This is a genomic window from Cupriavidus sp. FW305-26 (assembly GCF_058787975.1).
This window is the reverse complement of the sequence record NZ_JBYTAH010000007.1, coordinates 104245-121108: the sequence shown is the minus strand read 5'-3', so window position 1 is coordinate 121108 and position 16864 is coordinate 104245. Positions and strand designations below refer to the sequence as shown.

The following is a 16864-nucleotide window of genomic DNA, read 5'->3' as shown; positions in this document are numbered from 1 at the left end:
GTCGGCTTATTCGTAGAGGGTACTGACGCTGTCCGGCGACAGTGCCAGCCGCAACGCGGTCAGCGCCTCGTCGGAGGGCACCACCTTCCAGTCCGCTCCGAGCATGGCCTCGCACGAAGCCGCCCCCGACTGGTAGTGGATGCGCACCGGCAAACCCTGTCCACCGCTGGCGCGGGCCAGGTGCGGCATCAGCAGTTCGCGCAGCATCCCGGTCGAGGAATTGCCATTCATCGACAACCGCACGGCGCTGGCAAACTTGACGCGTGCGGCCACCAGGTCCATCACCGATTCCGCCGTAAACCTCACCCCACCGGTAAACGTATCGTGCCGCGCGTTCCCCGTGGCGATCAGCAGCTCGTCCTCGCGGAACATGTGCCGGTTGGCGTCGAACAGCTCGTTGAACACCGTCATCTCGACCAGCCCGGTGCCGTCGTCGAGCGTGACGATCACCATCTTGCCGCGCTGCGTCATCTGCGTGCGGACGCCGCTGATCACGCCGGCGATGGTCTTGCCGCGCACGTCGCGGCCGAAGCCGCCGCCGTTGCCCTGCACTTCCTTTTCCAGCGCGGCCAGCGTGCCCTTGTTGAAGCGGCGCACCTCGTCGCGGTAGGCATCGAACAGGTGGCCTGAGAAGTAGTAGCCGAGCGCCTGCTTCTCTTCCTGCAGCGTGCGCTTGGGACTCCAGCGCGGCTCGTCGAGCAGCTCGGGGCGGTGCGCATCGCCGGCATCGCCCATCAGGTCGAACAGCGACACCTGGTTGGCGGACTCGGCCTTCTGCTCGGCGGCCTCCATCGCGATCGGCACCGAGGCCAGCAGCTGGGCGCGGTTGTCGTTCAGGCTGTCGAAGGCGCCGGCGCGGATCAGCGCCTCGATGGTGCGGCGATTGACCTGGCGGCGGTCGACGCGTTCGCAGAAGTCGAACAGATCGGTGAACGGGCGCTCCTCGCGTGCGCGCAGGATATCTTCGATCGCGCCCTGGCCGCTGCCCTTGATGCCACCAAGGCCGTAGCGGATGGTCTTGGGGTCGGTCGGCGCGAAGCGGTATTCGCTGGCGTTGACGTCCGGCGGCAGCACCGCGAGCTTGTTGAGCTTGCAGTCCTCGTAGAGGATCTTGACCTTGTCGGTGTCGTCCATGGCGAGCGACATGTTGGCTGCCATGAATTCGGCCGGATGGTGGGCCTTGAGCCAGGCGGTGTAGTACGCCAGCAGCGCATACGCGGCCGCGTGCGACTTGTTGAAGCCGTAGCCCGCGAACTTCTCCATCAGGTCGAAGATATCGTCGGCCTGCTGCGCGGAGAGGCCGTTCTTGTCGGCGCCTTCGCGGAACATGACGCGATGCTGGGCCATCTCCTCGGGCTTCTTCTTGCCCATGGCGCGGCGCAGCAGGTCGGCGCCGCCGAGCGAGTAGCCGCCGATGATCTGCGCCATCTGCATCACCTGCTCCTGGTAGACCATGATGCCGTAGGTCTCTTTCAGGACGGGTTCGACGCGCGGATCCGGGTACTCCACCTTCTCGCGGCCGTGCTTGCGCGCGCAGAAGCTGGGGATCAGGTCCATCGGGCCCGGGCGGTACAGTGCCACCAGCGCGATGATGTCCTCGAAGCGGTCAGGCTTGGCGTCCTTCAGCATGCCCTGCATGCCGCGGCTTTCCAGCTGGAACACGGCGACCGTGTTGGCGGTCTTGAGGATATCGAAGGCGGGACCGTCGTCGAGCGGGATATGGCTGCAGTTCCAGTCAGCCTTGCTGGGGTCGAGACGGCGGATATAGCGCTCGGCCCAGTCCAGGATGGTCAGCGTGGTCAGGCCCAAAAAGTCGAACTTGACCAGGCCGGCGGCCTCGACGTCGTCCTTGTCGTACTGGCTGACCACGCCGCTCATGCCGTCGTTCTGCGCGCCCTGCGTGTACAGCGGGCAGAAGTCGGTCAGCCGGCCGGGCGCGATCAGCACGCCGCCGGCATGCATGCCGACGTTGCGGGTCATGCCTTCGACGCGCTGTGCCAGCTCCAGCAGCTGGCGCACTTCTTCCTCGTTGCTCTCGCGCTCGGTCAGCAGCGGCTCTTCCTTCTTGGCTTCCTCGATGGTGACCAGCTTGCCCGGCTTGAACGGGATCAGCTTGGCGATGCCGTCGACAAAGCCGTAGCCGAGATCGAGCACCCGGCCCACGTCGCGCACCGCGGCCTTTGCCGCCATGGTGCCGAAGGTGGCGATCTGCGATACCGCGTCCTTGCCGTACTTCTCTTTCACGTACGTGATCACGCGATCGCGGCCGTGCTGGCAGAAGTCGATGTCGAAGTCGGGCATCGAGACCCGTTCCGGGTTCAGGAAACGCTCGAACAGCAGCGCGTACTTGAGCGGATCCAGGTCGGTAATGCCGAGCGCATACGCGACCAGCGAACCGGCGCCCGAACCGCGGCCCGGTCCCACCGGCACGCCGTTGTTCTTGGCCCAGTTGATAAAGTCCGCCACGATCAGGAAGTAGCCGGGGAAGCCCATCTTGATGATGGTGCCGGTCTCGAATTCCAGCCGTGCGTAGTATTCCGGGCGCTTGGATTCGCGCACCGCCTCGTCGGGGAACAGCACCGTCAGGCGCTTCTCCAGCCCGTCCTTGGCCATGTAGACCAGGTAGTCGTCCAGCGACATGCCGTCGGGCGTCGGGAACAGCGGCAGGCGCGGCTTGCCCAGTTCCAGCGTCAGGTTGCAGCGGCGCGCGATCTCGACCGCGTTCTCCAGTGCCGAGGGGATGTCGGCGAATAGCGCGCACATCTCGTCCTGGGTCTTGAAGTACTGGTCGGTGGTAAAGCGCCGCGTGCGGCGCGGATTGGCCAGCAGCTCGCCCTCGGCGATGCACACGCGCGCCTCGTGCGCGGTGTAGTCGTCCGGCGTCATGAACTGCACCGGATGCGTGGCCACCACCGGCAGTTGCAGTTCCGCCGCCAGTTGCACGGCCTGCTGCACGTAGGCATCGGTGCCGGCATTGCCGGCGCGCTGCAGTTCGATGTAGAAGCGCTGCGCGAATACCGTGGACCAATGCTGTGCCGCGCGGCGCGCACCGTCGGCATTGCCGTTGGCCAGCGCCATGCCGATATCGCCACCCATTGCGCCCGACAGGGCGATCAGGCCGGTCGCGAGCGGCAGGTCGTCTTCGCCGGGTTCCAGGAACCAGGCCGGATCGATCTCGGCGCGGCCGCGGTGCTGGTTGCCCAGCCACGCACGCGACAACAGCATGCACAGGTTCAGGTAGCCGCGGCGGTCCTGCACCAGCAGCAGCAGGCGCGACGGCTTGTCGCGGTCTTCGGCGTTGGTGAGCCAGACGTCGGCACCGACCACCGGCTTCACGCCCTTGCCGCGCGCCTCCTTGTAGTAACGGATCAGCCCGAAGGCGTTGGCGAGATCCGTCAGGGCGAGCGCGCCCATGCCGTCGGCGGCAGCGGCCTTGACGGCGTCTTCCAGGCGGACGATGCCGTCCACGATGGAGTATTCGGAATGCAGGCGGAGGTGTACGAAGCGGGGTGCGGACATGGGCGACATTGTACCGGCTCGGGCCGCTGGCATGCCTCCGATATTGCGTGCGGGCGGCCTGGCGCGAGGGCCCGGCATAGCTGATCGGAGTGCTTGGGAATGCGCGGCGGCGGCGCCCGCACGCGTTATAATTTCACCTTTCCAATCAGGCAGTTATCGCAAGCCGTCGGCGCCCTTCGGGACGCGGCCGCGCAGGCGCAGTCTCCCATGCAGATCGTCAATATTTCCGCTTACAAATTCGTCTCGCTGGACGACATCGAGACCCTGCGCCCGGCCATGCGCGAGCGCTGCGAAGCGGCCGGCCTGAAGGGCACGATCCTGCTCGCGCCCGAAGGCATCAATATGTTCCTGGCCGGGCCGCGCGCAGCCATCGACGGTTTCATGGACTGGCTGCACGCCGATGCGCGCTTTGCCGATATCGCGCCCAAGGAAAGCCTGTCGGAAAACCAGCCCTTCAAGCGCATGCTGGTGCGCGCCAAGAAGGAAATCATCACCATGAAGATGCCGCTGATCCGCCCCGAGGAAGGCCGCGCGCCGTCAGTGCGTCCGGCCGAACTGAAGCGCTGGCTGGACCAGGGGCACGACGACGAAGGCCGCCCGGTGGTGATGCTGGACACGCGCAATGATTTCGAAGTCGCGGTTGGCACGTTCGAAGACGCCGTGGAATATGACATCGCCAAGTTCAGCGAATTTCCCGAGGCGGTGGCGGCCCACAAGGCGGAGCTGGAAGGCAAGACGGTGGTGTCGTTCTGCACCGGCGGCATCCGCTGCGAGAAGGCGGCGATCCATATGCAGGAAGTCGGCGTCGAGCGCGTGTACCAGCTCGAGGGCGGCATCCTGAAGTACTTCGAGGAAGTCGGCGGCAGCCATTATCGCGGCGACTGCTTCGTCTTTGACTACCGCACCGCGCTGAACCCCAACCTGGAGCCGGCCGGCCCCAAGCAGTGCTTTGCCTGCCGCGCGGTGGTCACGCCGCAGGAGCAGCAAAGCCCGCACTACGTGGTCGGCAAGAGCTGCCCCCACTGCATCGGCAGCAAGGACCAGGCCGCAGCGTAAGAAGCCGGCGGCTCAGGCGGCCAGCAGGTGGTAAAGATTGCGCAGCATGCCCGCGGTGGCGCCCCAGATAAAGCGGTGGCCGCCAGTCTCGCGCGGATAGGGCATGGCGTAGAACACCCGCTCGCCGTCGACCCAGCGGAACAGCCGCCGTTCGTGGTGGGATGGGTCCATCAGAAACGCGAGCGGCACCTCGAAGACATCGGCAACCTCCGAGGCATCCGGGCGCAGCGTGAAACCGTCGCGCACCAGCCCTACCACGGGGCTCACGTGGAAACCGGTGCCGGTAATGTAGTCCGGCAGCGCACCCAGCACTTCGACATAGTCGCGCGCCAGCCCCACCTCTTCTTCCGTCTCGCGCAGCGCGGTGTCGATACGGTTGACATCCCATGACTCCTGCCGCCCGCCCGGGAAGCTGATCTGCCCGGCATGCGCGCTCAGGTTGGCATTGCGCTGCGTCAGCAGCACCGTCAGGCCGTCATGGCGCTCCACCAGCGGCACCAGCACGGCGGCGTCGCGCAGTCCGCGGCTGCGGTCATAGACGCGCGATTCATCGGTCAGCTCCGGCGCCCAGGCCGGCGGCACCCGGAAGCGGTGCCGGATAAAGTCCACCTCAAGCCGCGGCGCGCTCAGGGCGCCGTTGCGCAGGTCGGTGTCGATGACGGGGAGGGATTCGGGATCGAAAGCAGGACGCATAACATCGCAAGTATGACAGAAGCGCGCATTCTGGCGCTGCAGCAAAAAGCGCCTGCCGCTTCCACCGTTGCGCCGCGCCAATGCAAAAAGGGCACCCTGGGGTGCCCTTCCTGAGGAAACGCTGGCCGGGCTGCCCCGGCCGGCATGCCCAGCTTACTGCGCAGCCTTGGCAGCGACAGCAGCCTTCGACACCAGCTTTTCCTTGATACGTGCGGACTTGCCCGAACGCTGGCGCAGGTAGTACAGCTTCGCGCGACGCACGTCGCCGCGACGCTTCACTTCGATGGCAGCGATCAGCGGCGAGTACAGCTGGAACGTACGTTCCACGCCTTCACCCGACGAGATCTTGCGCACGATGAAGGACGAATTCAGGCCGCGGTTGCGCTTGGCAATCACGACGCCTTCGTAGGCCTGCACGCGCTTGCGGTTACCTTCCACCACGTTCACGCTGACAACCACGGTGTCGCCAGGCGCGAATGCGGGGATGGTCTTGTTCGCGGTCAGACGCGCGATCTCTTCCTTCTCGATCTGCTCGATGATGTTCATCGTTTTTCTCCGTAGCCATCGTGCCGGCGTTGTATGCCCCAGGCATTGCCCGGGCCCCGGCAGAGGATGGGGTTTTACCTGGCGGGGGTCTCCCCCCGCCCTTCCTTCGCCGCCCATTCCGACAAGAACTTCTCGTCGGCCCGGGTCAGCAAACCTTGTTTGCGAGCGGCCTCGATCAGATCGGGACGCTTGCTCGCGGTATTGGCCAGCGCCTGCTGGCGCCGCCATTTCTCGATCTCGGCGTGATGGCCCCCGAGCAGGATCTCGGGCACCCGCACGCCTTCATATTCTTCCGGCCGCGTGTAGTGCGGACAATCCAGCAGGCCGTTGACAAAGCTGTCCTGCACGGCCGACTGCGCATCGCCCAGCACGCCCGGCAGATGCCGCACCACGGCGTCGATCAGCGCCATCGCCGGCAGTTCGCCGCCCGACAGCACAAAGTCGCCGAGGCTGATTTCCTCGTCCACGCGGCGGTCGATCAGCCGCTGGTCGATGGCCTCATACCGGCCGCACAGCAAGACCAGGCCCGGCCGTTCGGCCAGTTCCATCACCTTGGCATGCGACAGCGTCTTGCCCTGCGGCGACATCAGCACCACATGCGGCTCTGGCACGCCGGCCTGCGCCTGAGCCGCCACCGCGGCATCGATCGCGTCATCCAGCGGCTTGGCCAGCATCACCATGCCGGGGCCGCCGCCGTAAGGACGATCGTCGATGGTGCGGTAGTTGTCGACCGTGAAATCACGCGGATTCCAGGTACGCAAGCCATAGCGCTGCTGCTTTGCCGCCCGGCTGGTGATACCCCAGTCGGTCAGCGCGCGAAACATGTCGGGAAACAGCGTGATCACATCGAACTGCATCCGCTCTCTCCCTTCCGAACCCCGCACCGCGAAGGCACGGGTTCAGTAATCGAGCCCCCAGTCGACCACGATGCGCTTGCCCGCGGTATCGACCGAGCGCAGGAACGCATCGACAAACGGGATCAGCCGTTCACCGGCCTTGCCGTCAGGGAGCACGCAGGCCACCTGCAGGATCTGGTGGGCACCGTTGTCGATCAGCCCGGACACCTCGCCCAGCAACTCGCCTTGCTCGTTGCTGACGGTGCAGCCGATCAGGTCGACCCAGTAGAACTCATCTTCTTCCGGTGCGGGAAAATCCGCACGCCGGATCCACACGCGACGGCCCTTGAGCGCTTCCGCAAGATTGCGGTCGACCACGCCGGACGCTTGCGCCACGACGGTGCCGCTGTGCTCGCGCGACTGCGCGATCTTCACGCAGACGGGCTGGGCACGCGACGCATCGGCCGCCACCAGCCCCGCCTGCGGCGGTGCCAGCAGCCACCAGCGGCGGGCATGCAGCAGGGCCGAAGCATCATCGGCATGCGGCAAGACCTTGATCCAGCCGCGGATGCCGTAGGCAGCGCCAATATAGCCGACCTCCACCAGGTCTTCCGGCAGGGGGTCGGCATACAGGAGCGCCGCGGGCAGTTTGCATGCCTTTTGCGGCTCGCCCTGGGGCTGAACCAGCGGTCGGTTCAGCGGCCGGGCGGCGCCCTGCTTTCGTTCAGTCACGTGTGCAATAAGAACGCGCCCGGCCGGCCGTAAAAACGGCTCGACGGGGCGCGCTGCAGGCGACTATCAGGCAGCAGCCTTGGCGGCGCCTTGCTTGACCAGGCGGGCAACGGTCGGCGACAGCTGGGCGCCAACACCTTGCCAGTAGGCCAGGCGGTCTTGCGCCAGGCGCAGGCCTTCTTCACCTTCCGTAGCCAGCGGGTTGTAGAAACCAACGCGCTCAATGAAACGACCATCGCGACGGTTGCGCGAGTCGGTGGCGACGATGTTGAAGAACGGGCGCTTCTTGCTGCCGCCGCGAGCCAGACGGATAACGACCATGGAATGATTCCTCAGAAAACGGGGTGTTCGAGGACGTTCGAACACGAAACACAAGAGTATAGCCCAATTACCGAGGCCAAACAAACACTTAGGTGATTGACGCGCGCCTGCCGCGCAGGCATCGTGGCAAAAACCGCGACAGGAGGCCCGACATGCGCCCCGTTCTGCACTTCATGGCTCGCACCTTACGGCCTGCTTCCCTGCTCGCCATTGTACTGCTGGCAAGCACCGGGTCCGCGCCGGCCGCCCTGCCGCTGGACCAGGTCCGGCTGCCGCCTGGTTTCCGCATCGAGGTGCTGACGCAGGACGTGCCGGGTGCACGCGCCATGGCGATGTCGCCGTCGGGCACGCTCTTCGTCGGCTCGCGCAGCGAAGGCAAGGTCTACGCGGTGACCGACGCGCTGGGGGCCCGGCCGCGCGTGCGCACGGTCGCCACCGGGCTGCGCATGCCGGTCGGCGTGGCGTTGCACGACGGCAGCCTGTACGCATCCTCGGTGTCGAAGATCGTGCGGATCGACCATATCGAGGCCAGCCTCGACCAGCCGCCGGCACCAGCGGTGGTGAGCGACCGCTTCCCGACGGACGGGCATCACGGCTGGAAATTCATCGCCTTCGGCCCCGACGGCTACCTCTACGTGCCGGTCGGCGCGCCATGCAATATCTGCGCGCCGGACGAGAACCGCTACGCCAACATCATGAAGATGAAGCCCGACGGCAGCGACCTGCAGGTGGTGGCACGCGGCGTGCGCAACACCGTCGGCTTCGACTGGCACCCGGCCACGCGCGAGCTGTGGTTCACCGACAACGGGCGCGACCGCATGGGCGACGACGTTCCCGACGACGAGCTCAACCGCGCCACCGCTGCCGGCCAGCATTTCGGCTACCCATACTGCCATGCCGGCACGGTTGCCGATCCCGAATACGGCAGCCAGCGCCCCTGCGCCGAGTTCGTGCCACCGGTGGCCCGCCTGGGTGCGCACGTCGCGGCCCTGGGCATGCGCTTCTACACCGGCACGCAATTCCCGGCGGCCTACCGCCACAACGTCTTCATTGCCGAGCACGGCAGCTGGGACCGCAGCGAGCCGTCCGGCTACCGCGTGGTCCGCGTGGCGCTGGACGATGCCGGCAAGGCGGTGCGCCAGGAGGTGTTCGCGCAGGGCTGGCTGCGCGGCGGCAGGCCGTGGGGCCGCCCGGTCGATGTCCTGGTTGCGCCGGACGGTTCGCTGCTGGTCAGCGACGACCTTGCCGGGGCCATTTACCGCATCCGCTACCGACCCTGAATCCCGCTGAAAACCCCACGGAACGGGGGTCTTGGTGGCCGAAACAATCCGTTACACCGGTAACGGGATTGGCATAGGCGCCCCGATGGCCCATGCGTACCATGAACCCATCTTCCAACAGCAACACAGTGCGTCAGGAATCTGGGAATCCGCATGCTCACCCGCTCTCTCCTGCGCGACCTGGTGGCTGGCATCCTGGTGGCCTCGGGCCTGGTCGGCGCGGTTGCCACCAGCCATGCCCAGGTCGCGTTCTGGCAACAAGTACGGCCCGATAGCCGGTCCGCACGGATGCAGCCGCAGCCCCGCGACGGCTGGCAGATGGCCAGCGTGCGCGCCGAGAGCCGCGAGCACGTGCAAGCCCAGATCGACCGCATGGAAGCACGTGCCCGTGCCGACGACCGCCTGAGCGGGCGCCGCGCCGCGCTGGCTGGTGCCCGCGACGACAACCGCGGCCGCGGCCAGGAACGCGACAACCCCAATGAAGCCCGCAACGACTCCCGGCCAGGCAACGTCGGCCCCGGCTGGCAGGCACGTGGCCGCGACAATGGCCGATAACGGTCGCTGCTGACGGCTGTCGGCGCAACCCCGCCTATTGCCGCACGGCCCAACGGTCTTTCGGCTGTTCGCGGAACTCCGCCCCCGCTCTCCCTGTCTCTATTTAAGTGTGTGCCCCGCTTTCCGGGTGCCACGCACAGGCTGCCGCCCGGCGCTGTCCGGGGCTCACAGCGTGCCGTCCAGTGCAGACGGCAATCGAACTGACCTGCCTCTGCCCGACACCTCCTGCCGGACCCGATCAAGACGGCACGGGCGCAGCCTCCAGAAAGACAATAACAATAATTCTGTGAGGTTTATCATGCCATCCCTTCTTAGCGACCTGGCCGAACATGCCGGCCAGTTATCGCTGTCGATCCTGTTCATGGGCATCCTGACCCTGGTCCTCTACGGCGAAACACATATCAGCGAGCACGCGGTGGCCTTCCTGGACGGCCTGCAGTCAGGCTGGCATTAGCGCCGTCCTGCGCGTCTTCTGACGCACTTCCCTTTCTTGCGCTGACTGCCGGCGTACAATGTGGGCCGGCCGGTACCCATGTGCCGCCGTTCCTGTGCCGGTGCATTGCCGGCCCGCAACCGCCGGAAATCCGACCATGCCTGCAGCCACGCCAGCCCGCCATTCCTCGACGCTCGCCTCGCCGCCCGCCCGCGGCAAATCGAAGCTGCTGACGGTGGCGCTGGCGTTCCTGTGCGGCAGCCTGGGCGCGCATCGCTTCTACCTGGGCGGCCTGCGCGATCCGTATGGCTGGGTGCACCTGCTGGCGCTGCTGGCAGGCGCGATCGGCGTGGCCTCGATGGCGACCGGCGCGGGCAGCCCGGCGCTGAACTGGACCTTCGCCGTCGCCGGCGGAGCCTCTGTCATCAGCGCCTTCCTGGCGGCCATCGTCTACGGGCTGCGCCCGGACGACAAATGGGACGCGCGCTTCAACCAACTCGGCAAGCCTACACGCTCCGGCTGGCCGGTAGTGATCCTGGTGATCCTGTCGCTGCTGATCGGCACCGGCCTGCTGATGGCCGGGCTGGCAATCAGTTTCCAGACCTTCTTCGAATCGCAGGTCGAGGCCGCCCGCGCGTTGTCGCAATAGCTGCCGCGGCGACATTGGCGCCGTGCATTTCGACCTGCTCGACATTGCCGTCTTCGTCCGCGCCGCGGCGCTGGGCAATCTGTCGGCCGCCGCGCGCGACCTGGGCTTGTCCACCTCCAGCGCCAGCGCCCGCCTGGGCCGGCTGGAACAGTCGCTGGGCAGCCGCCTGCTGCATCGCACCACCCGGCGGCTGGCACTCACCGCCGACGGCGAGCGCTTCCTGCCACATGCGGAGCAGTTGCTTGCCACCGCGGCTCTTGCCAGCGCATCGGTCGGCACCAGCGCCGAGCGCCCGCGCGGGCAGTTGCGCGTGACCGCGCCGGCGTCCTTCGGGCGCCAGCATGTCTCGCCGGCGCTGCCCGAATTCCTTGCCGCCTACCCCGATATCGCGCTTGACCTGCGCCTGACCGACCAGGTGATCGGACTGGTCGATGCCAGCATCGACGTGGCGCTGCGCATGGGCGTGCTGCCGGATTCCACGCTGGTGGCACGCGCGCTCGCACCCAGCCACCGCGTGATCTGCGCCTCACCCGCCTACCTGCAGCGCCACGGCGTGCCGCGCCACCCGGACGACCTGCGCCAGCACAACTGCCTGGTGCTGGCCGACCAGTCGGCGTGGCGCTTCAATACGCCGCTGGGCGAGACCGTGGTGCACGTGCGCGGCAACCTGCGCGTGGATAACGGCGAAGTGCTGCGTGATGCGGTGGTGGCCGGCGTCGGCATCTCGCTCAAGTCGACCTGGGATGTGGGCCCGCTGTTGCGCAGCGGCGCGCTCGTGACAGTACTGGACGAATACCCGGTGGTGCCGGCAGTGTCGATCTGGGCAGTGTTTCCCAGCCGGCACCTGGTACCGCCCAAGACACGCGCCTTCGTGGATTTCTTCGCCGAGCGCTTCGGCAACCCGCCCTATTGGGACCGGCCCGATACCTAGAGCGCACTGCGCGCTTGCGCACGATCAAGGCCGGCGCAAACGGCGGCTCTCCTTTCCGCCAATTCGCCCATACTGTTAGAGCCGACCGATTCCGGCGGCGTCACGCGCGGCGGGGCCACACCCTGGCGCAAAGGAGCAAGCATCGACATGCCAACCTATGAGGAAGGACGCCTGGCGGCGATCGCTGTCAGGCTGGCGCTGTCCTCGGGACTGCCGCCATCGAGCGCGAAGGCCGCGCTGGAACTCGCCAGCAGCATGATCGGCGACCAGCAGGCCACCGAACGCGCCCGGAAGACTCAGAACAGCGAACCCTGCGGATCGTCCTTGCCGCGGGGCCCCCTGACTGGCGGGCGGAAACGCGACGTATCCAGCTCGAACCGGTTGTAACGAAACCCTAGCCGTTCGGCGGCCTTGTAGAAACGCTGGCGCAGCAAGTCCGCCCACACGCCCGTACCGCGCATGCGCGAGGCAAAGCTGGCATCGTAGGATTTGCCCTCGCGCATGTCGCGCACGCGGTTCATCACCCGTTCCGCGCGCTCGGGAAAATGCGCCAGCAGCCATTCCTCGAACAGCGGCCGCACTTCCCAGGGCAGCCGCAGCACGATGTAGTTTGCATAGACGGCGCCCGCTTCGTGCGCCGCTTCCAATACACGCTCCAGGTCGGGTTCGGTGATGAACGGGATCACCGGGGCGATGCTCACACCCACCGGGATGCCGGCGTCGGTCAGCGTGCGGATGGTGCGCAGCCGGCGTGACGGCGTGGCCGCGCGCGGCTCCAGCGTGCGCGCGATGCCAGCATCCAGCGTGGTGATGGTGACCGCCGCCACCGCCAGCCGCTTCGCCGCCATCGGCGCGAGCAGGTCGATATCGCGCTCGATCAGAGACGACTTGGTAATCAGCGCCACCGGGTGGTCGCACTCGTTCAGCACCTCCAGCACGCCGCGCGTGATGCGCTGTTCGCGCTCGATCGGCTGGTAGGCGTCGGTGTTGACGCCCAGCGCGATGGTCTCGCAGCGGTAAGACGGCCGTGCCAGCGCCTCGCGCAACCGCTCGGCGGCGTTGGCTTTGGCATAAAGCTGCGTTTCAAAGTCCAGCCCTGGTGACAGGTCCAGGTAGGCGTGCGTCGGCCGGGCGAAGCAGTAGATGCAGCCGTGCTCGCAACCGCGGTAGGGGTTGAGCGAGACATCGAACGGGATGTCGGGCGATGCATTGCGCGTCAGGACCGAACGGGCGCGCTCGATATGGACTTCCGTGCGCAGCGGCGGCAGCGGGGCTGCCTCCGGCGACGGTGCGGCTTCGGTGGTACGCGGCGCCTCTTCTGGTGCACTGCTCCAGCCATCGTCGAACGCTTCACGCAGGTCGCGCTCGAAACGCCCCTGCAGGTTGCTCACGGCGCCTCGGCCCTTGCGCGCCACGGGCGGCCGCGGGCCTACCTGCGGCGCGAGTGCGTCGGGGTCGGCATCGGGCCGCGTCGGGCGGCTGCTGACAGGCTTGGGTTTCGGCGGGGGGCGCTCCATGCTGGCCTTGGTCACACTGCCTGGCTCTTCTCCTCGACGGAAATCGCCAGCGTCTCCTTGATCTCTTCCATCACCACATAGCTCTTCGACTGCGCTGCGCCGGGCAGCTGCAGCAGGATGTCGCCCAGCAGCCGGCGGTATTCACCGATCTCGCGGATGCGCGCCTTGATCAGGTAGTCGAAATCGCCCGATACCAGGTGACATTCCAGCACTTCCGGGATACGCAGCACCTCGCGCCGGAACTGCTCGAACATATTGCCCGACTTGTTGCCCAGCGAGATCTCGACGAACACCAGCAGCGCGCTGCCCAGCAGCGCCGGGTTCAGCCGTGCGTAGTAGCCCATGATGACACCATCGCGCTCCAGGCGCTTGACGCGCTCGATGCAGGGCGTGATGGTCAGCCCGACCGCTTCGGCCAGGTCCTTCATCGACATCCGGCCGTCGCTCTGCAGCGCCGTCAGGATCTTGCGGTCGAGCCGGTCGAGGGTGCGCATGGGCTGGCGACTCGTTCTCATGAGTTTTTCCTGTTTTCCTGAGAAATTCGATAACAATGACTGGATTGGTTTCAATAGTATAGAGATAAATCCTTTATCAACTTGTCACCGCAGTTGGAGCCCCCGGACATGCGCGTTCTCGTACTAGGCAGCGGCGTTATTGGCGTCACCAGTGCGTGGTATCTGGCCAAGGCCGGTCACGAAGTGACCGTCGTCGACCGCGAGGCCGGGCCCGCGCTCGGCACCAGCTTTGCCAACGCGGGGCAGATCTCGCCCGGCTATGCGTCGCCGTGGGCGGCGCCGGGCGTACCGCTGAAGGCGATCAAGTGGATGTTCCAGCAACATGCCCCGCTCAGCATCCGTCCGGACGGCACGCTGTTCCAGCTGCAATGGATGTGGCAGATGCTGCAGAACTGCAGCGCCGAACGCTACGCCGTCAACAAGGAGCGCATGGTACGGCTGGCCGAATACAGCCGCGACTGCATCCGCGCGCTGCGCGCGGAGACGGGCATCGCTTATGAAGGCCGCCAGCAAGGCACGCTGCAGGTGTTCCGCACCGACGAGCAGCTGCAAGGCGCGGCCAAGGACATCGCCGTGCTGGAAGAAGCCGGCGTGCCTTACCAGTTGCTTTCGCGCGAGGAACTCGCCGCGAGCGAACCGGCGCTGGCCGCCGTCCGCCACAAGCTGGCCGGCGGCCTGCGCCTCCCCAACGATGAAACCGGCGACTGCGCGCTGTTTACGCAACGGCTCGCGGGCATGGCCGAGCTGCTGGGCGTGAAATTCCTGTACAACCGCTCGATCGACAGACTGATGACCCAGGGCGATGCCGTCACCGGCGCCGTGGTCGACGGCCAGCCGATGGATGCCGACCTGGTGGTGGTGGCGCTGGGCAGCTGGTCGACGCAGCTGGTCAAGCCGTTCCTGCGTGGCATGTCCAACCTGCCCGTGTACCCGCTCAAGGGCTTCTCGATCACGGTGCCGCTGAGCGATCCGTCGCGCAGCCCGGAGTCCACCGTGCTGGACGAAACCTACAAGGTTGCCATCACCCGCTTCGACGACCGCATCCGGGTGGGCGGCATGGCGCAGATCGTCGGCTATGACCGCAGCCTGGATCCGGCCAAGCGCCGCACGCTCGAACACGTGGTCACCGACCTGTTCCCGGGCGCCGGCGATGTCAGCCAGGCCACCTTCTGGACCGGCCTGCGCCCGATGACGCCGGACGGTACGCCGATCGTCGGCCCGACCCAGGTGCGCGGCCTGTGGCTGAACACGGGCCACGGCACGCTCGGCTGGACCATGGCCTGCGGCTCGGGCAAGCTGCTCTCGGACCTGGTCTCTGGCACGTCGCCGGCGATCCGCGCCGACGACCTGTCGGTGGGCCGCTACCTGAAGCCGGCGCGCCATCACCTGGCGCCCAGGCCGGCCACTGCCTGAAGCAGGCTGCCTCGATAAGCAAAAAGGGCGGCCCCGCGGGGCCGCCCTTTTTCTTTCCGGCGACTGTCAGGCCACTCAGAACTGCTCGGCCGTCATCGCATTCACCGGTGCCGCACCACTGACGATGGCATCGCGCAAAGCCGACGCCTGCGACAGGATGTGCTCCGCAAAGAAATGCGCGGTGGCGATCTTGGCGTCATAAAAGCCCGGATCCTCGGCCCGCTTCGCATCGGCGGCCAGCATCGCACGGCCGAACTGCCAGCCGGAGAACACGATGCCGCACAGCTTCAGGTAAGGCACGCTGCCGGCAAAGACGGCGTTCGGGTCGGACTTGGCATTGGCCACGACAAACGCCACCACGTCTTCCAGCGCCGCGCGACCCTTGGCCAGTTGCGCCTGTACCGCGGTGAACCCGGCGCAGCTGTGATTGCCCAGCGCAGCCTCGGTCTCGGCGATCTGCGCGCAGATCGCACGCGCCACGGCGCCGCCGTCGCGCACGGTCTTGCGGCCGATCAGGTCGTTGGCCTGGATTGCCGTGGTGCCTTCGTAGATCGGCAGGATGCGCGCGTCGCGGTAGTGCTGCGCCGCGCCGGTCTCCTCGATAAAGCCCATGCCGCCGTGCACCTGCACACCCAGGCTGGTGACGTCGATCGACAGCTCGGTGCTCCAGCCTTTCACCACCGGCACCAGGAACTCGTAGAAGGCCTGGTTCTGCTGGCGCACCGCTTCGTCGGGATGCTGGTGCGCCGCGTCGCTGGCGGCCGCGGCCACGTAGGCCACGGCGCGCGCGCCTTCGGTCAGCGCGCGCATGGTCATCAGCATGCGCTTGACGTCAGGGTGGTGGATGATGGTCACCGCCTCGCGCGCCGAACCATCGACCGGGCGGCTCTGCACGCGCTCGCGCGCAAAGGCCACCGCCTGCTGGTAGGCGCGTTCGGATACGGCGATGCCCTGCATGCCGACCGAGAAGCGTGCCGAGTTCATCATGATGAACATGTACTCGAGGCCACGGTTCTCTTCGCCGACCAGCGTGCCAATGGCGCCGCCATGGTCGCCGAACTGCAGCACGGCCGTGGGGCTCGCCTTGATGCCCAGCTTGTGCTCGATCGAGACGCAATGCACGTCGTTGCGCTCACCGGTGCTGCCGTCGGCGTTGACCATGAACTTCGGCACGATGAACAGCGAGATGCCCTTGACGCCCTCGGGCGCGGTGGGCGTGCGGGCCAGCACGAGATGGACGATGTTCTTCGCCATGTCGTGCTCGCCGTAGGTGATGAAGATCTTGGTGCCGAACACTTTGTAGGTGCCGTCGCCCTGCGGCTCGGCACGGGTGCGCACTGCGGCCAGGTCCGAGCCGGCCTGCGGCTCGGTCAGGTTCATGGTGCCGGTCCACTCGCCCGAGATCAGCTTGGGCAGGAAGGTGGCCTTCTGTTCATCCGTACCGGCCGTCAGCAGCGCTTCGATGGCACCATCGGTCAGCAGCGGGCACAGCGCGAACGACAGGTTCGCGGTGTTCAGCATCTCGTTGCAGGCGGTGGCGACCAGCTTGGGCAGGCCCTGGCCGCCAAACTCCTGCGGATGCAGCACGCCCTGCCAGCCGCCCTCGCCGAACTGGCGGAAGGCCTCCTTAAAGCCGGGCGTGGTGGTGACCACGCCGTCCTTCCAGCTGCTCGGGTCCAGGTCGCCGGCGCGGTTCAGCGGCGCGACGACCTGCTCGTTGAACTTGGCGGCCTCGTCCAGCACTGCCTCGGCCGTTTCCGGCGTGGCTTCCTCGAAGCCCGGCAGTTTGCTCACGGCCTCTAGCCCGGCCAGCTCGTTCATGACGAACAGCATGTCCTTGATCGGCGCACGGTAAGTCATCGATGTCT

General features: G+C 66.8%; 16 protein-coding genes. 7 read left to right on the top strand and 9 right to left on the bottom strand.

Annotated elements, in window-relative coordinates:
• Nucleotides 1-6 precede the first annotated feature (6 nt).
• On the bottom strand, nucleotides 7-3519 hold the full coding sequence (gene dnaE, locus AC3WQZ_RS06895; RefSeq protein ID WP_058696977.1) for a DNA polymerase III subunit alpha: 3513 nt from the start codon (nucleotides 3517-3519) through the stop codon (nucleotides 7-9).
• Nucleotides 3520-3726: 207 nt separating this feature from the next.
• Here dnaE and AC3WQZ_RS06890 point away from each other — a divergent pair, with 207 nt between their 5' ends.
• A complete protein-coding gene (locus AC3WQZ_RS06890) occupies nucleotides 3727-4575 on the top strand; it encodes a sulfurtransferase (RefSeq protein ID WP_010812922.1) in 849 nt (282 codons plus the stop codon).
• Between the two features lie 12 nt (nucleotides 4576-4587).
• On the opposite strand, the gene AC3WQZ_RS06885 is transcribed toward AC3WQZ_RS06890, so the two are convergent.
• The 5 genes from AC3WQZ_RS06885 to rpsP form a co-directional block, all read right to left on the bottom strand.
• Nucleotides 4588-5268 carry a CoA pyrophosphatase gene (locus AC3WQZ_RS06885; protein ID WP_010812923.1) on the bottom strand — a complete coding sequence of 227 codons (681 nt, stop codon included), beginning with the start codon at nucleotides 5266-5268 and terminating at the stop codon, nucleotides 4588-4590.
• 153 nt (nucleotides 5269-5421) lie between these two features.
• Nucleotides 5422-5814, bottom strand: a complete 393-nt coding sequence (rplS, locus tag AC3WQZ_RS06880) for a 50S ribosomal protein L19 (protein WP_010812924.1) — start codon at nucleotides 5812-5814, stop codon at nucleotides 5422-5424.
• Nucleotides 5815-5888: 74 nt separating this feature from the next.
• Nucleotides 5889-6671, bottom strand: a complete 783-nt coding sequence (gene trmD / locus AC3WQZ_RS06875; RefSeq protein WP_011614780.1) for a tRNA (guanosine(37)-N1)-methyltransferase TrmD — start codon at nucleotides 6669-6671, stop codon at nucleotides 5889-5891.
• A 42-nt stretch (nucleotides 6672-6713) separates the two neighbouring features.
• Nucleotides 6714-7337, bottom strand: coding sequence for a ribosome maturation factor RimM (gene rimM / locus AC3WQZ_RS06870; RefSeq protein WP_058696979.1), 624 nt, complete (start codon nucleotides 7335-7337; stop codon nucleotides 6714-6716).
• Nucleotides 7338-7448: 111 nt separating this feature from the next.
• Nucleotides 7449-7703 carry a 30S ribosomal protein S16 gene (rpsP, locus tag AC3WQZ_RS06865; protein ID WP_010812927.1) on the bottom strand — a complete coding sequence of 85 codons (255 nt, stop codon included), beginning with the start codon at nucleotides 7701-7703 and terminating at the stop codon, nucleotides 7449-7451.
• A 152-nt stretch (nucleotides 7704-7855) separates the two neighbouring features.
• Between rpsP and AC3WQZ_RS06860 the strand changes: the two genes are divergently transcribed.
• The 5 genes from AC3WQZ_RS06860 to AC3WQZ_RS06840 all read left to right on the top strand — a co-directional run bounded on the left by AC3WQZ_RS06860 (nucleotide 7856) and on the right by AC3WQZ_RS06840 (nucleotide 11551).
• Nucleotides 7856-8983 carry a PQQ-dependent sugar dehydrogenase gene (locus AC3WQZ_RS06860; RefSeq protein ID WP_439671422.1) on the top strand — a complete coding sequence of 376 codons (1128 nt, stop codon included), beginning with the start codon at nucleotides 7856-7858 and terminating at the stop codon, nucleotides 8981-8983.
• A 153-nt stretch (nucleotides 8984-9136) separates the two neighbouring features.
• Complete coding sequence (locus AC3WQZ_RS06855) at nucleotides 9137-9538, top strand: hypothetical protein (protein ID WP_010812929.1); 402 nt, start codon at nucleotides 9137-9139, stop codon at nucleotides 9536-9538.
• A gap of 298 nt (nucleotides 9539-9836) precedes the next feature.
• A complete protein-coding gene (locus AC3WQZ_RS06850; RefSeq protein ID WP_010812930.1) occupies nucleotides 9837-9992 on the top strand; it encodes a hypothetical protein in 156 nt (51 codons plus the stop codon).
• 136 nt (nucleotides 9993-10128) lie between these two features.
• The gene (locus tag AC3WQZ_RS06845) at nucleotides 10129-10620 is read left to right on the top strand and encodes a TM2 domain-containing protein (protein WP_011614779.1); all 492 of its coding nucleotides are present in this window, start codon (nucleotides 10129-10131) and stop codon (nucleotides 10618-10620) included.
• A 22-nt stretch (nucleotides 10621-10642) separates the two neighbouring features.
• On the top strand, nucleotides 10643-11551 hold the full coding sequence (locus AC3WQZ_RS06840) for a LysR family transcriptional regulator (protein ID WP_010812932.1): 909 nt from the start codon (nucleotides 10643-10645) through the stop codon (nucleotides 11549-11551).
• A gap of 296 nt (nucleotides 11552-11847) precedes the next feature.
• On the opposite strand, the gene AC3WQZ_RS06835 is transcribed toward AC3WQZ_RS06840, so the two are convergent.
• Both AC3WQZ_RS06835 and AC3WQZ_RS06830 read right to left on the bottom strand, forming a co-directional pair.
• Nucleotides 11848-13068: a PA0069 family radical SAM protein gene (locus AC3WQZ_RS06835; protein ID WP_492300238.1), complete on the bottom strand. Its 1221-nt coding sequence runs from the start codon at nucleotides 13066-13068 to the stop codon at nucleotides 11848-11850.
• 11 nt (nucleotides 13069-13079) lie between these two features.
• A complete protein-coding gene (locus AC3WQZ_RS06830; RefSeq protein ID WP_010812934.1) occupies nucleotides 13080-13583 on the bottom strand; it encodes an Lrp/AsnC ligand binding domain-containing protein in 504 nt (167 codons plus the stop codon).
• Between the two features lie 108 nt (nucleotides 13584-13691).
• On the opposite strand from AC3WQZ_RS06830, the gene AC3WQZ_RS06825 reads away from it, so the two are divergent.
• Entirely contained in the window at nucleotides 13692-14996 is a 1305-nt protein-coding gene (locus AC3WQZ_RS06825) for a D-amino acid dehydrogenase (RefSeq protein ID WP_010812935.1), read from the top strand.
• Nucleotides 14997-15071: 75 nt separating this feature from the next.
• Here AC3WQZ_RS06825 and AC3WQZ_RS06820 read toward each other — a convergent pair whose 3' ends face one another.
• Nucleotides 15072-16856 carry an acyl-CoA dehydrogenase gene (locus AC3WQZ_RS06820; protein WP_010812936.1) on the bottom strand — a complete coding sequence of 595 codons (1785 nt, stop codon included), beginning with the start codon at nucleotides 16854-16856 and terminating at the stop codon, nucleotides 15072-15074.
• Between the last annotated feature and the right edge of the window lie 8 nt (nucleotides 16857-16864).